The organism is Hansschlegelia sp. (assembly GCF_035538955.1).
Classification (GTDB): domain Bacteria; phylum Pseudomonadota; class Alphaproteobacteria; order Rhizobiales; family Methylopilaceae; genus Methylopila.
This window is the reverse complement of sequence record NZ_DATLJK010000014.1, coordinates 183,591-196,637: the sequence shown is the minus strand read 5'-3', so window position 1 is coordinate 196,637 and position 13,047 is coordinate 183,591. Positions and strand designations below refer to the sequence as shown.

13 protein-coding genes are annotated in these 13,047 nt (G+C 70.7%); 5 read left to right on the top strand and 8 right to left on the bottom strand.

Annotated elements, in window-relative coordinates:
- Nucleotides 1-81 precede the first annotated feature (81 nt).
- Nucleotides 82-546 (top strand): DUF1636 domain-containing protein, encoded by a 465-nt coding sequence (locus tag VM780_RS10385; RefSeq protein WP_325447198.1) that lies wholly within the window; start codon nucleotides 82-84, stop codon nucleotides 544-546.
- Here VM780_RS10385 and VM780_RS10380 read toward each other — a convergent pair.
- Nucleotides 484-1,791 (bottom strand): cobyrinate a,c-diamide synthase, encoded by a 1,308-nt coding sequence (locus tag VM780_RS10380; RefSeq protein ID WP_325447197.1) that lies wholly within the window; start codon nucleotides 1,789-1,791, stop codon nucleotides 484-486. The genes VM780_RS10385 and VM780_RS10380 overlap by 63 nt on opposite strands.
- On the bottom strand, nucleotides 1,788-2,645 hold the full coding sequence (cobA, locus tag VM780_RS10375; RefSeq protein ID WP_325447196.1) for a uroporphyrinogen-III C-methyltransferase: 858 nt from the start codon (nucleotides 2,643-2,645) through the stop codon (nucleotides 1,788-1,790). Before cobA ends, VM780_RS10380 begins: the two co-directional genes overlap by 4 nt.
- Between cobA and VM780_RS10370 the strand changes: the two genes are divergently transcribed.
- From VM780_RS10370 to cobM, 3 genes are read left to right on the top strand one after another with little or no spacing between them, the layout of a single operon-like run.
- Nucleotides 2,613-3,479, top strand: a complete 867-nt coding sequence (locus tag VM780_RS10370; protein WP_325447195.1) for a cobalt-precorrin-6A reductase — start codon at nucleotides 2,613-2,615, stop codon at nucleotides 3,477-3,479. The two genes, cobA and VM780_RS10370, sit on opposite strands and share 33 nt — an antisense overlap.
- Before the next feature lie 33 nt (nucleotides 3,480-3,512).
- Nucleotides 3,513-4,763, top strand: a complete 1,251-nt coding sequence (cbiE, locus tag VM780_RS10365) for a precorrin-6y C5,15-methyltransferase (decarboxylating) subunit CbiE (RefSeq protein WP_325447194.1) — start codon at nucleotides 3,513-3,515, stop codon at nucleotides 4,761-4,763.
- Between the two features lie 7 nt (nucleotides 4,764-4,770).
- A complete protein-coding gene (gene cobM / locus VM780_RS10360) occupies nucleotides 4,771-5,529 on the top strand; it encodes a precorrin-4 C(11)-methyltransferase (protein WP_325447193.1) in 759 nt (252 codons plus the stop codon).
- A gap of 9 nt (nucleotides 5,530-5,538) precedes the next feature.
- On the opposite strand, the gene VM780_RS10355 is transcribed toward cobM, so the two are convergent.
- The 5 genes from VM780_RS10355 to VM780_RS10335 are packed head-to-tail and all read right to left on the bottom strand — an operon-like array spanning nucleotide 5,539 to nucleotide 11,001.
- Nucleotides 5,539-6,636 (bottom strand): cobalt-precorrin-5B (C(1))-methyltransferase, encoded by a 1,098-nt coding sequence (locus VM780_RS10355; protein WP_325447192.1) that lies wholly within the window; start codon nucleotides 6,634-6,636, stop codon nucleotides 5,539-5,541.
- A 9-nt stretch (nucleotides 6,637-6,645) separates the two neighbouring features.
- Nucleotides 6,646-8,328, bottom strand: coding sequence for a precorrin-3B C(17)-methyltransferase (gene cobJ / locus VM780_RS10350; protein WP_325447191.1), 1,683 nt, complete (start codon nucleotides 8,326-8,328; stop codon nucleotides 6,646-6,648).
- Nucleotides 8,325-9,050: a precorrin-2 C(20)-methyltransferase gene (locus VM780_RS10345; protein WP_325447190.1), complete on the bottom strand. Its 726-nt coding sequence runs from the start codon at nucleotides 9,048-9,050 to the stop codon at nucleotides 8,325-8,327. The genes cobJ and VM780_RS10345 overlap by 4 nt, the downstream gene beginning before the upstream one ends.
- Complete coding sequence (locus VM780_RS10340; RefSeq protein ID WP_325447189.1) at nucleotides 9,047-9,721, bottom strand: precorrin-8X methylmutase; 675 nt, start codon at nucleotides 9,719-9,721, stop codon at nucleotides 9,047-9,049. Before VM780_RS10340 ends, VM780_RS10345 begins: the two co-directional genes overlap by 4 nt.
- Before the next feature lie 26 nt (nucleotides 9,722-9,747).
- Nucleotides 9,748-11,001, bottom strand: coding sequence for a hypothetical protein (locus VM780_RS10335; RefSeq protein WP_325447188.1), 1,254 nt, complete (start codon nucleotides 10,999-11,001; stop codon nucleotides 9,748-9,750).
- Between the two features lie 152 nt (nucleotides 11,002-11,153).
- On the opposite strand from VM780_RS10335, the gene VM780_RS10330 reads away from it, so the two are divergent.
- On the top strand, nucleotides 11,154-11,543 hold the full coding sequence (locus tag VM780_RS10330; RefSeq protein WP_325447187.1) for a hypothetical protein: 390 nt from the start codon (nucleotides 11,154-11,156) through the stop codon (nucleotides 11,541-11,543).
- 82 nt (nucleotides 11,544-11,625) lie between these two features.
- Here the strand turns inward: VM780_RS10330 and VM780_RS10325 are convergent, their stop codons facing one another.
- Nucleotides 11,626-12,828 (bottom strand): lytic murein transglycosylase, encoded by a 1,203-nt coding sequence (locus tag VM780_RS10325; protein ID WP_325447186.1) that lies wholly within the window; start codon nucleotides 12,826-12,828, stop codon nucleotides 11,626-11,628.
- Nucleotides 12,829-13,047 lie beyond the last annotated feature (219 nt).

Genomic DNA, 13,047 nt, shown 5'->3' with positions numbered 1-13,047 from the left:
ATTCGGGCGGAAATGCGTCCGCGTCAACGCGCCCTCAGCCCAGGCGGCTACGTACGGGCCGCGTCCCTGGGTTGCGCGCTGATGCCGCCGCGCACGATCGTCACAATCTGCCGCACCTGTCGCCCGGAAGGGGCGGCGGAGACGGCGGAGCGCCCCGGCGCCATTCTCGGCCAGGCGGTCCGCGACGCGCTCTCGGCGATTGCGGCCCCGTCAGTGGAGGTCAGGGCGATCGCCTGCCTTTCGGCTTGTTCCCGCGCCTGTTCAGCGGCGGTGGCGGCGCCGGGCAAGTTCTCCTACGTGATCGGCGATCTCGAGCCCCAAGACGCCGAGGCGTTGCTCGCCTTCGCGCTCAAACACGCCGAGAGCGCAGACGGAATTCCCGCTTGGCGCGATCGGCCGGTCAAGATCCGCAAGAGCACGATCGCGCGCGTGCCGGCGGCGGGAGCCGAGCATCCGCTGGTCGAACCAGTCGCCGACGCGCCCTCAGCCGGCGTCGATGACGTGCAGGAACGAACCGCAGACGATGTCGCGAACGAGGCCGGCTGACCCGCCGCCAGGCAGGCGGAACAGCGGCGGCCCCTCCTCGCTCAACGTGGTCGCGTAGTGGAACTCGTGGGCCCGGCAGACGGATCCGGCTGCCCCCAGCGGGTTCGGCGAGACAAGCTCCGCATGCCGGTAGCCGAGGTGCAGGCGGCGCTCGGCGAAAGACGTCTCAAGTTCAAGCAGGCCGAGCATCTCGTGCCGCGCGCCATCGGCGTCGATCAGACCTCGTCCGAGGGTCATGTAGCCCCCGCACTCGCCATAGATGGCTGCGCCACAATCTCGCGCCGCGTAGATTCCGGCGCGAAAGCGGCTCGCGGCGGACAGGCGGCCAGCGTGCAGTTCCGGATAGCCGCCCGGCAGAAACACCGCGTCGGCTTCCGCGTCCGGAGGCTCGTCGGCGAGCGGCGAAAAGAAGGTCAGCTCCGCCCCCGACTCGCGCCAGCCTTCCAGCACGTGCGGATAGGCGAAGCGGAAAGCGAGATCGGAGGCGACCGCAATACGCGAGCCGAGCGGCGGAACCGGCGGCGGCAGGGCTGTGGCGAGCGGCGCAGGGGTCGCGCTGGCGAGCGCCCGCAGCCGGTCCAGCCGGACGTGACGGGCGACCAGTTCGGCTGCTGTGCGGATAAGCGTCTCAAGCTCGGGCAGTTCTTCGGCCTGGACCAGGCCGAGATGCCGCGAGGGCGCGCGCAGGCCGGCGTTCCGCGGCATCGCGCCGAGCACCTCAATGCCCGCAGCCTCGCAGCCCTGGCGGAGCAGCGCCTCATGCCGCGGGCTCGCCACCCGGTTCAGCAGCACGCCGGCGACCGAGGAGCCGCCGGCGAAGCTCCGAAAACCTGCGGCGAGCGCGCCGACCGACTGCGCCATGCCCGAACAGTCGATCACCAGCACGACCGGGGCGCCCAGCGTCGCCGCCACCTGCGCCGCGCCGCCGCAGCCTTCGACCCCGGGCTCCAGGGCGTGGTCGAACAGGCCCATAACGCCTTCGACCACGAGGATATCCGCGCCCTGCCCGGCCTCGGAAGCCAGCCGCAGGATTCGGTCACGCCGCATCGCCCAGCCGTCGAGGTTGACAGACGGCCGCCCGGTCGCCGCTTCGTGGAAGCGCGGATCGATATAGTCGGGGCCGATCTTGGCCGAGCCAGCGGCCAGTCCCGCGTCGCGAAACGCGCGCAGCAGGCCGAGTGTGAGAATGGTCTTGCCGGAGCCGCTTGAAGGCGCGGCGATTACGATCGCCGGAGCGCCGGTCACGCGGCCGGCTCGGCGAAGAGGAACGGGCTGAGCACCGGCGCGAGCGCCACCACCTCGCCCACCACGATCAGCGCCGGGGCCTCGGCCCCCTCGGCGTCGGCGCCGGCGGCGAGCCGCCCAAGCGTGGTGCGGATGACTTTCTGCCGAGCGGTGGTGGCGTGGCAGACGATCGCGGCCGCCTCTTCGGAAGATCGGCCGGCGCCGAGCAGACGCGATGCGATCTCGCGCATGAGTCGAAAACCCATATAGACGACCAGAACCGGCGACCCGGCGGCGAGCGCCGCCCAGTCCAGCCGCTCCGAGAGTCCGCCGGCCGCGTCATGCGCCGTGATGAAGGTCACCGCCTGATTGATGTCCCGGTGGGTGACGGGAATCCCTGCTGCGGCAAGTCCGCCCACCCCGGCGGTCACGCCGGACGCCGCCCGGAACGGGATTCCAGCGGCCACAAGCGCTTGAGCTTCCTCGGCGCCCCGGCCGAAGACATAGGGGTCGCCGCCCTTCAGCCGCACCACCCGTTCCCCGGCGCGAGCCGCAGAAACGAGCAGATCCGTGATCTCCGACTGCTTTGGCGAAGGGCGTCCCGCCCGCTTGCCGACGAAGCGCAATTCGGCGTCGGCGCGCGTGAGCCTCAAAACCTCCTCATTCACCAGTGCATCGAAGAAAATGATGTCGGCTTGCGCGAGGGCCCAGGCGGCCTGAAGCGTGAGAAGGCCGAGATCGCCCGGCCCGGCGCCGACGAGCCAGACGCAGCCGCGCGGGAACGGCGGCATCGCCGCGACGATCGCGTCCGGAAACGCGACGGAAGCACGAGGGAGGGGCGAGTGACGCAGATCGGCCGACATGCGGCGGACCATGACGAGTCGCGTCGCGGCGCACAATGCTCGGAGCCCGGAGTCGAAGGCGCAATTGCGGCGGCGACCGTCCTGGCGTCATCCGGGCCACGGGTGCTGGTGCTCGGCGGCTCGACCGAAGGCTTCGCGGCGGCGGAGGCGCTGGTCGCACGCGGCTATGACGTCATCACCTCCTTCGCCGGGCGCACCAAGCGAAGGCGCGATCCCCTCGGCGCAAGCCGGGTCGGAGGCTTCGGCGGCGTCGACGGTTTCGCCGCCTATCTTGCGGTCGAGGACATCGCGCTCGTGGTGGACGCGACTCATCCCTTCGCGTCCCGGATGAAGAGCAACGCTTCAGCGGCCTGCGCAGAACTCGGCACGCCCCTGATCCACATCGATCGCCCGCAATGGACGCGGCAGCCCGGCGATGACTGGCGGATCGTTCCCGATCCTGCCGCCGCAGCCGAACTCGCTCCGGCCTCGGAGGGTGTGTGCTTCGTCACGCTCGGCCGACAGCACGTGCATCACTTCGAAAAGCGCCACGACCTCGACCTTCTGTTCCGCGTCATCGACCCGCCCGAGCAGCCGTGCCGGCATCCGCGGGCGGATTTCATTTTCGATCGCGGGCCCTTCAACCTAGAGGCTGAACGCGCGCTGTTCGAGGAGCGGCGCGTGACCTGCCTCGTCACCAAGAACAGCGGTTCTTCGGCGGCTGAGGCGAAGCTCGCGGTCGCGCGGGAGCGCGGCGTTCCGGTCATCATCGTCGACCGCCCCACGCCGGTGGACGGCCAGGTGTTCTCGAGCGTCGAGGAGGCCGTGGCTGCGGCCGCTGAGATGCTGGGTCGCCCAAGCGCATGATAGCGTGAGGCGATCCTCGTTCCGGAATCGCTGATGACCGCCGTCGCCCTCGCCCATCCGCCAGCCGCCCCCCGCTGGCTCACCGTCATCGGGATCGGCGAGGATGGCCCAGCCTCTCTCGGGCGAGATGCGCTGCGTGCGCTGAACGAGGCTGAAATCGTCGTCGGCGGCGCACGGCATCTGGCCCTGCTGCCTGCCGAACTGACCCCCGCGGCGGAGCGGCGGCCTTGGCCGTCGCCGATGCTGCCGTTCCTTGAAGTCATGGCGGGCTGGCGTGGCCGTCGCCTGGCGGTGCTCGCGAGCGGTGACCCGCTGCTGCACGGGGTCGCGGCGACTTTGCTCGGGCGGTTTGATCCTTCAGAGGTGATCGTGCTGCCGGGGGTGTCGGCCTTTCAACTCGCCTGCGCGGCGATGCTCTGGCCGGTCACAGAGACCCAACTCGTCACCGCCTGCGGCCGCCCAATCGAGACGCTTTCCCTCGCGCTGTTCAACGGCGCGCGCATCGTGCTGTTTTCCGCGGACGGCTCGACGCCCTCGGCGGCGGCGGCGCTGCTCGCCGCGCAAGGGTACGGCGACAGCCGGATGACTGTGCTGGAGCGGCTCGGCTCTCCGCAGGCGCAGGCGATCGTCACGACCGCGCGCGAAATGGGCGAGCGTGGCTTCCATCCGCTCAACCTGGTCGCGATCGAAGCGGCCGCTGGGCCCGGCGCGAAGCTGCTTCCGCGTATCCCCGGGCTGCCTGACGAGGCGTTCGACAATGACGGCCAGATCACGCGCCGCGAAATCCGCGCAGTCACGCTCGCGAGGCTTGCGCCGGTTCCGAGCGCGCTGCTGTGGGACGTCGGCGCCGGCTCGGGGGCCATCGGCATCGAGTGGATGCGCACGGCGGTCGGCGCGCGAGCGATCGGGCTCGAACCCCGGTCGGACCGGGCGGCGCGCGCGCGGGAGAACGGGCGGCGGCTGGGCGTGCCCCGCCTCGACATCCGCGAACAGCGCGCGCCCGAAGGGTTGGCCGACCTGCCTGCGCCCGACGCCATCTTCCTCGGCGGCGGCGCAGGCGCGCATGGCGTGATCGAGACCTGCTGGCGGCGTCTCAAGCCCGGCGGACGGCTTGTGGCGAACGCCGTGACGCTGGAGACCGAGGCGCGGCTGATCGAGGCCCGCCGCAACTTCGGCGGCGAACTCGTGCGCATCGAGACCGCTTACGCAGGGCCGGTCGGCGGCATGACCGGATGGCGCCCGGCCATGCCGGTGACCCAGTTCGCCGCCGTGAAGCCGCGCTAGCGCTCCGATGACCGTCTATTTCATCGGCGCCGGACCCGGCGATCCGGATCTCATCACGGTGCGCGGACGCGATCTGATCGCGCGCTGCCCGGTATGCCTCTATGCCGGATCGCTGGTGCCGCCGGCCGTCGTCGCCTCCACTCCCGAAGGCTGCCGCGTGCTCGACACCGCGGGGATGTCGCTCGAGGAGATCGTCGCGGAGTTCGACCGCGCGCACGCCTCAGGCCTCGACGTCGCCCGCGTGCATTCGGGCGACCCCTCGATCTACGGCGCGACGGCGGAGCAGTTCGGGGCGCTGCGCGAACGTGAGATTCCCTTCGAGATCGTGCCGGGAGTGCCGGCGTTCGCCGCCGCCGCGGCACGACTTGGGGTGGAGCTCACCGTTCCCGAGGTCGCGCAGACCGTCATCCTCAGCCGCCTCTCCGGCCGCGCGTCGCGTATGCCGGAGCGGGAGACGCTCGAGGCTGTGGCGGCTTCGCGCGGCACGCTGGTGCTCCACCTCGCCGCCAAACAGCTCCCCCGCATCGTCGAAGAGCTCACGCCCCTCTATGGAGCGGACTGTCCGGCCGCATTCGTCGCCCGCGCGACCTGGCCGGACGAGGCGATCGCACGGGGAACGCTGGCGACGATCGTCGAGGAAGCCGCCCCGCTTGGCGTCGAGCGGACGGCGCTGGTGATCATCGGCCCGGCGCTCGCGGGAATATCGGAGAGAGCCAGCGCGCTCTACGATCCGCATCACGGCCGCCATCTGAGGCCGAAGGCGTAAGCCCCGCGTCTAGCTGGCGCGGCCGACGATGTTTCCCTCCCGGTCGATCGCCAGCACTTCGATCTCGACCTCCGACCCGCGCAGGGCGGCGATCGCGGCCTCACGAGCCCGGCCTGCGACCGCGTCGCCGAGACCCACCTGATGGCCAAGACGCAGCGCGGCGAGTCCCGTCGGAGCCGCGGCGATGCTGGCCACGAGGTCGCGGCCGGCGCCGCGTTCTTCGGCGAGTCGCGCGAGCGCATCGAGATCCACCTGACTGCGGCCGGAGTGCAGGTCCAGCGCGCCGGCGGCGAGCTTGGACATCTTGGCGAAGCCCCCCGCGATCGTGAGCTTCGGGACGGGATGGTTGCGGAGATATTTCAGCAGTCCGCCGGCGAAATCGCCCATGTCGATGATCGCGGTGTCGGGCAGGCCATAGAGCCGCTTCAGCGCGTTCTCGGAGGTCGCCCCGACGCTCGCGCCGATATGCGGGTAGCCGGCGGCGCGCGCGACATCGACGCCGCGATGGATCGAGTGGATCCAGGCGGAGCATGAGTACGGCACCACGACGCCTGTCGTGCCCAGCACCGACAGGCCGCCAATGATGCCGAGGCGCGGGTTCCAGGTCTTGAGCGCGAGGGCGGCGCCGTCCCGGATGGAGATCTCGATCTCGACGTCGCCTGACGCGCCCTCCGCGGCCGCAACCTCGGCGACGGCGGCACGCATCATCTCGCGCGGCGCCGGGTTGATCGCCGGCTCGCCCGGCGCAAGAGGCAGCCCGGGCAGGGTTACTGTCCCGACCCCTTCGCCCGCGCGGAAGACGACGCCTGTCCCGGCCGGCAGCAGCCGCACCCGCGACATGATCAGCGCGCCATGCGTGACGTCCGGATCGTCGCCGGCGTCCTTGATCACGCCGGCGCGCGCATAGTCGACGCCCTGCTCTTCTAGCGCCAGGGCGAAGGCGGGTTGTTCGCCGCGCGGCAGGGTGATCTGAACCGGATCGGGGAATGAGCCGGTCAGCAGGGCGGCGTAGGCGGCCTTGGTGGCGGCGGTGGCGCAGGCGCCCGTCGTCCAGCCGCGGCGGAGCGGCCGACCATCGTCCGGCGGGGCGTCGAGCGGTTCTTCCATTCCGGCACCCTACAGCGCCAGAGGCTCCTGCGTCTCAGGCTCCGGCGCGACCTCGTAGACGCGGGGCGTAAACATCCACGGGCGCCCGTCGGCGCGCGCGAATACGCGGCTGCGCGAAGAGCCGACAAGGACGAGCGTGCGCATGTCGATCTCGTTCGGGTCGAGGCTCCCAAGCGTCACGGTCGTGACCTTCTCCCCGTCGCGCCCGACATTCCGGGCGAGAGCCACGACTGTCTCAGGCGCGCGATGGCGTCGAAGGATGTCGAGCGCCGCCTCGAGCTGCGGCTGACGGCTGCGGGAGGTCGGATTGTAGAGCGCCAGCACGAAATCCGCCCGCGCCGCCGCCTCAAGGCGTTGCGCGATAATCTCCCAGGGCTTGAGCAGGTTCGAAAGCGAGATCACCGCGAAGTCATGGCCGAGGGGCGCGCCGAGCCGCGCCGCCGCCGCCTGCATCGCCGAGACGCCGGGCGCGATCTCGACCGTGACGCTTGGCCACCGCGCCGGCTCCGCAGCGAGCGCCTCCATGACGGCCGCCGCCATGCCGAACACGCCGGCGTCGCCGGAGGAGACGACCGCAACCTCCCTGCCCTGTCCGGCAAGCACCAGCGCGGCGCGGGCGCGCTCGATCTCCACCCTGTTGTCGGAGCCATGCCGACGCTGGCCGGGACGCTCAGCGACCATCGCGAGATAGACCTCGTAACCGACGAGGTCGCTCGCCCGATCCAGCGCCGCGGCGGCCTCCGGCGTCAGCCAGCCGCGCTCTCCCGGACCCAGGCCGACGACCGTCACCCGGCCCGGCGCGCGCCCGAAGGCGTCGGGCGAGGCCGGCGCCGCGAAGCGATGAATTCTCAGTCCCGGCTCGCCGTGGAGAATCTCGCCGTCTTCGATGCGCGATTCCACGATCCGAAGCGGAATGCCGCGCTCAGCAAGGCGTTCTGCGAATCTGTGATGGATCGGAGCGCCTTCGGGAGCCGTGGCCAACGCCAGCGCCTCCGGCGCAAGCCCGAGGCGCGAAAGCGCCTCGTCCATGCGCTCCAGCGTCGTCGCGTCAGGCCTGTCGAACTCCGCAAGAATGACTTTCGGCCAGTACAGCAGCCCGCCTTCGGGCGGAGCGGCGCTGGCGGCGTCGACCCGCAGGAGCACTGCGCCCCCCGGATCGAGCGGCAGGCCGGAGCGCTCGAGCCAGGGCGCGTGCCCTTCGAGCCGCGCTCCTTCGCCCGAGAGAAGTCGGGCTGTCACCTTCTTGGCGTCCCCCGGATTGGCCAGCGCGTAACCCTCAGGCGGCGCCTCGAGGATCACCCCGAAGCGCCGGGCGCCTGCGCCGGTGATCGCCGCCGTTCCGCCGAGCGCGTCGGCCACCGAGCGGGCGAGAGCGTCGCCCCCGACAAGGCCGCCGAGCAGCGGGACCGCGACGGCGCCGTCATCGCTCACCGCGACCACCGGCGGCTCGGCGCGCTTGTCCTGCAGCAGCGGCGCCACGAGCCGGATCAGGATGCCGGCTGCGCACAGGCCGATGATCGGGCGGCCTGCGCGAAAAAGCTCCGCGACGAGCTCGGCGGAGTTCTCGAACGTGGCGTCGAGCGAATCTACGCGGCCGGCGAGTCCAAAAGTCTCGCCGGAAATTGCCTCCGCCAGGCGCGCCGCGACCGCGACCCCGGAGGCGTTGAAGACGATGATCGCGGGCCGGCTCACGGCGTTTCCTGGCTCGGCACGACGATGATCGAGAAATACGGCACCGAGGCGGGATCGACCTCAGCGGCCGGCAAGGTGCGCTGCCCCGTCTGACTCGCCCGCTCGACATAGAGGGCCCGGTCGAGGACCCCCGCGGCCTCCAGCGCCGCGCGCACTTTGCCGAAGGTGCGGCCAAGCTTCATCACGACGGCGGCGTCGGCCGCGGCGAGGCGCCGGGTCAGCTCTTCCGGAGGCAGAGTGCCGGGTATGACGGTCACGGTGTCCTTGCGCAGGCAAAGCGGCCGTCCCAGCGCGACCGGCCCCGCCATGATCGAGGAGATCCCGGGGGTCACCGTGGTCTCGTAGCGATCCTTCAGGCGCGCGTGCCAATAGATAAAGGAGCCGTAGAAGAACGGGTCGCCCTCGCACAGCACGCAGACATTGCGGCCGGCGTCCATCAGCGCGGCCATTTCCTCCGCGCTGCGGTCGTAGAACGCGCGCATGACCTGCGGATAGGACGGCAGGTCCGCCTCCGGACTGGCGGTGATGGGATAGACCAGCGGCAGGAGCTCCTGGTCCGGGCGCAGATGGGGACGCGCTGCCGACAACGCGACGCCGTCGCCGCCTTTCGCCACCGGATAGGCCACGACATCCGCTTCACGGATGAGGCGCAGCCCCTTGAGGGTCAGCAGTTCGGGGTCACCGGGACCGACGCCGACGCCGGAGAGCTTGCCGCGCGTCATTCGCGTGGGTCCGCAAGCGCATTGAGCGCCGCGACCGTCATGGCGCTGCCGCCGCGCCGGCCGAGCAGCGTGAGAAACGGGACGCCGCGCGCGTTTCGCGCCAGCTCTTCCTTCGATTCCGCTGCGCCGATGAAGCCGACCGGCAGGCCGACGATCGCGGCGGGCCTCGGCCAGCCGTCGTCCAGCCGCTCGAGCAGATGGAACAGCGTCGTCGGCGCGTTGCCGATGGCGACGATCGCGCCCTCGAGGCGGTCGCGCCAGAGCTCGACCGCGGCGGCGGAACGGGTGGTGCCGAGCTCGGCGGCGAGGCCGGGCGTGGCGGGATCGTCGAGCAGACAGATCACCTCATTTTCGGCAGGCAACCGGCCGCGGGTGACGCCGGACGCCACCATCTTGGCGTCGCACAGGATCGGGGCGCCCTCCCGGAGAGCGGACCGCGCAGCGTCGACCACGGCCGAGTCGAAGCGGATATCGGCCGGCAGGTCGGTCATGCCGCAGGCATGGATCATCCTGACGACGACGCCGGCGACGTCCTCCGGGAGGCCGGAGAGCACGCTCTCCGCCCGGATCGTCGCGAAAGAGCGACGATAAATCTCGGCCCCGTCTTTGATGTAGTCCATCACGCCCGCTTCGGTTTTCGCGACAGCCTTGTGACGGGGGGCCTGCCGCATGGCAAGCCATTCCTTGGCCGCAGCGCCTATCGGTCCCGCGCCGCCAGAAGCTCGAAAACGTCGCCCGCGCTCGCCTGGGCAAGACGGCGGATCGTCTCGCCGGGAGCGCGCGGAGACCCGCCGCGATGTGCGCTCCAGCCTTGCTGGTCCTGCGCGCCGAGCAGCAGGACGTCGGACATCGCTCCACCCGCGCAGCCTTTGGGACACGCCGACAGATGCACCCGCGTCGGCTCCGGCGGCAGCCGCTCTGGTTCGGCAGCAGCGAGCGCAAGAATCTCCCGGGCGAGCTCCTTGGCCGGCTCCCGGCCCCGCGCGCAGCCGGTCGATCCGGCGCAGGCGACGACCAGCAATCGTTCAGCGACGCCGATGGGCGTGAAGCCACGCGTCACGGACTCGGCGAGCTTCAACTCAGCCGCAGGAGCCGGCATGCCGCCAATTACGACGGCAGACCAGGGCGCGAGCGCCAGCCAGCCCTCCCCGTGCCGCTCGGCGAGCTCGGCGAGCCAGTCGAGCATGTCGGCGTCGAGCCGCCCGACTGGGACCGGGATGCTGAGAGACACACGGTCGTCTCGAACGCGTTGCGGCGTGATCCCGAACAGCGGCCGAAGCTGTCGCGCCGCAGGCGCCTCGGCCGCGCTCCGGACACCTGCGATGGCGGCCAGTGCGGCGAGCGCCGCAGGATCGAGGGCGGACGCACGGGCGTCGGGTCCGGCTGCTGCGGCGGCTTCCGCGGCTGCGAGCAGGAGGGACAGGCAGGCGCGATCGTCGGCGGCCTCAACGAGCAGATTGCCCACGCCGATGGTTGTTCCGCCATCGGCGCCGGCCCGGCAGACGACATCTGACGCGATCGCCGCGACGCCCGCGCGCCCTCCGCCATCCAGCACGAAGGAGAACTTGGGCGAGAGTCTTCCGATCCAGCCGGATGCCCTGAGCCCCTCGTCCAGCGCTGATGCGAGCGGACGCATGTCTCGCGTTTCCCAAGGATCCAACCCCGAGAACGGATCGATCAGGATGTTCCGGCGGCGGTCCGCCGGCCCGTCCACGAACAGGTCGACCGTGGAAAGCTGTGCAGCGAGAGCCGGGCCCGCCTCAGCGGCCATCCCGCGGATCTGCAGATTCGCGCGATTGGTCAGGTCGATAGCGCCCGACCCGAGCGTGGCGGCCGCGCGCGCCACCGCGCGGGCCTGCGCGACGCCAAGCCGTCCGCCCGGCGCGCGCACCCGCGCAAGCGCGCCATCGGCCATCGCGGCGAGGTGGAGGACGCCCGGACATTCCGCCATCATCTTTCCTTGCGGCTTCCTCGCACGGACGCAAGCGCCGCCGAAGCCTTCCTCGGCCGGGAATGTGCGGCGCCGCGGAACCCCGGCTCCGTGGCCACGTTGTACAGGCAATCGGCGGGTTTTTCCGCCCCGAACCTTTGCGAGGATCGATCATGGTGGACAGGAAGATGAGCCCGAGCGCGATGAGCCACGACGCCAGCTCTCAGCTGTCCGAGCTTAGGGCGACGGTTTCGGACCTCACCGAGCGCGTTGGCGAACTCAGCGCCGAGCGTGCGCGGGCCGCGCGCAGGCGCGCGAGCTCGATGGCGCGTTCGGTGAGCGATCAGGCCAGCAGCATGTACGACGATGGCGTGGAGGCGCTCCAGTCTGCGAGCGACAGCGCCCTGTATTATGGCCGGCGCGCCGGCTCCGCCGTACGGAACAATCCGGGCATGTCTCTGCTCGGGCTCGCCATCGGCGTCGGCGTGATCGCCGCGGTCGTTTATGCGATGCAGGAAGACGACCGCCGCTGGTACGAACGCCGTCGGGGCGGCTGGTTCTGAGACAGGAGCAAGGCGGCGCATTTCCGCGCCGCCTTCTTTGCGTCACGGCCTTTGAGTCGACGGCGCGACCGCCTGGCAGACATCAGCGGCCGATCGTCTTGACGTCCTGAGGGTCGGGGAAACACGTCGCTCCCCTGCCCTGCGCCGCTTGCCAGCGGCCGACGGCGACGCGGGTACGGAAGCCGATAAGCCCGTCCGCCGTCCCGACGTCATGACCCTGCGCCTCCAGCCGCCGCTGCATCGCAGCGATCTCGGAGCGCGCCACGCCCTTCGGCGTCGTCCACTTACCCTTGATCGGTCCGCCGCCCTTAAGCCGATCCGCGAGATGGCCGACAAACAGGGCGTACAGGTCCGACTCGTTGTACTCCTTCAGAACGTAGAAGTTCTTGGAGACCAGGAAGGCCGGTCCCGTCCGGCCGGCCGGCATCATCAGATGCAGCGTCGCCTCACGGTTTCCGGGGAGCGCTCCGCCGCCTGACGGCTGGACGCCAAGCTTTGTCCACTCCGCGGCGGCCTTGCCCTGGTCGGGGCCCTCGAGCGTGCAGGCGACGTCCGCCGGAAGCGCGACCTCGAAGCCCCAGTCGCGACCGGGGACCCAACCGTGTCGGCGAAGGTAGTTCGCGATCGAGCCCAGGCTGTCCGGAACCGACTTCCAGATGTCCCGCTGGCCGTCGCCGTCGATGTCGACGGCGTTCTCGAGGTATTTTGACGGAAGGAACTGTGGCTGGCCCATCGCGCCGGCCCAGGAGCTCTTCATCTCCTCGAGCGCGATGTGGTCGCCCTCGAGGATCTTCAAAGCCGCGATCAGTTCAGGGAAAAACTGTTCCTTACGCGCGCCCATAAAGGCCTCGGTGGCGAGCGCCCGTATCGCCACATTGGCGATCTTCGCCCGACCGAAGCGGGATTCGCGCGCCCAGATCGCTACGACGATCTCGCGCGGTACGCCGAAGCGGCGCTCGATGGCGTCGAGCGTTTTTCGCCAGCGCGTGAGTTCGGCCTGCCCCTCGACGGTCAGCGCGGCGAAATTGGCCTCCGCCACGTAGCGCCCTGGGTCGGCGAATTCAGGTTGCCGCTGGGGGGCGGCGAGAGGCGGCGCGCCCGGCGGCGCCAGATCCGGAAGGCTCCAGTCGAGGTTAAGCCCGCTGGCCGCCCGGTCGAACGTCTTCCCCGACACGCCGGCCTTCAGCGCCGCCGGCCGTACGTCGGCCCCAAGCCAGGACTGAAACTGCGCCTCGACCTGCGCCCGATCGGGCGCAGCGCGGAGCTCGCCGCAAGCGAGGCTCATGAAGGCGAGCGCCAGCAATCCGCTCCGGCCCAATCTGTGACGCAGCAATGTCAAAGCGTACTGCCGTTTTCGCAGGCGCCGCCGGCGCTCAGATGCATGATCATTCCTCGTATCGGGATGGAACGCTCCGAAGCAAATCTGCGTTCTGCGGGCGCAAGCGCGGCGTTCCGCAGGAGCGTTGGCGTTCGTCAACTCGCCGAACTGAGTAGCTACCGAATC

What these genes read in the sequence shown, in the direction of transcription:
- cobM (WP_325447193.1), top strand. Translation starts at nt 4,771, where the DNA reads ATGACCGTCTATTTCATCGGCGCCGGACCCGGCGATCCGGATCTCATC.
- VM780_RS10345 (WP_325447190.1), bottom strand. Translation starts at nt 9,050, where the DNA reads ATGACGCGCGGCAAGCTCTCCGGCGTCGGCGTCGGTCCCGGTGACCCC.
- VM780_RS10335 (WP_325447188.1), bottom strand. Translation starts at nt 11,001, where the DNA reads ATGGCGGAATGTCCGGGCGTCCTCCACCTCGCCGCGATGGCCGATGGC.
- VM780_RS10325 (WP_325447186.1), bottom strand. Translation starts at nt 12,828, where the DNA reads ATGAGCCTCGCTTGCGGCGAGCTCCGCGCTGCGCCCGATCGGGCGCAG.
- VM780_RS10385 (WP_325447198.1), top strand. Translation starts at nt 82, where the DNA reads ATGCCGCCGCGCACGATCGTCACAATCTGCCGCACCTGTCGCCCGGAA.
- cobA (WP_325447196.1), bottom strand. Translation starts at nt 2,645, where the DNA reads ATGGTCCGCCGCATGTCGGCCGATCTGCGTCACTCGCCCCTCCCTCGT.
- VM780_RS10340 (WP_325447189.1), bottom strand. Translation starts at nt 9,721, where the DNA reads ATGCGGCAGGCCCCCCGTCACAAGGCTGTCGCGAAAACCGAAGCGGGC.
- VM780_RS10355 (WP_325447192.1), bottom strand. Translation starts at nt 6,636, where the DNA reads ATGGAAGAACCGCTCGACGCCCCGCCGGACGATGGTCGGCCGCTCCGC.
- VM780_RS10330 (WP_325447187.1), top strand. Translation starts at nt 11,154, where the DNA reads ATGGTGGACAGGAAGATGAGCCCGAGCGCGATGAGCCACGACGCCAGC.
- cbiE (WP_325447194.1), top strand. Translation starts at nt 3,513, where the DNA reads ATGACCGCCGTCGCCCTCGCCCATCCGCCAGCCGCCCCCCGCTGGCTC.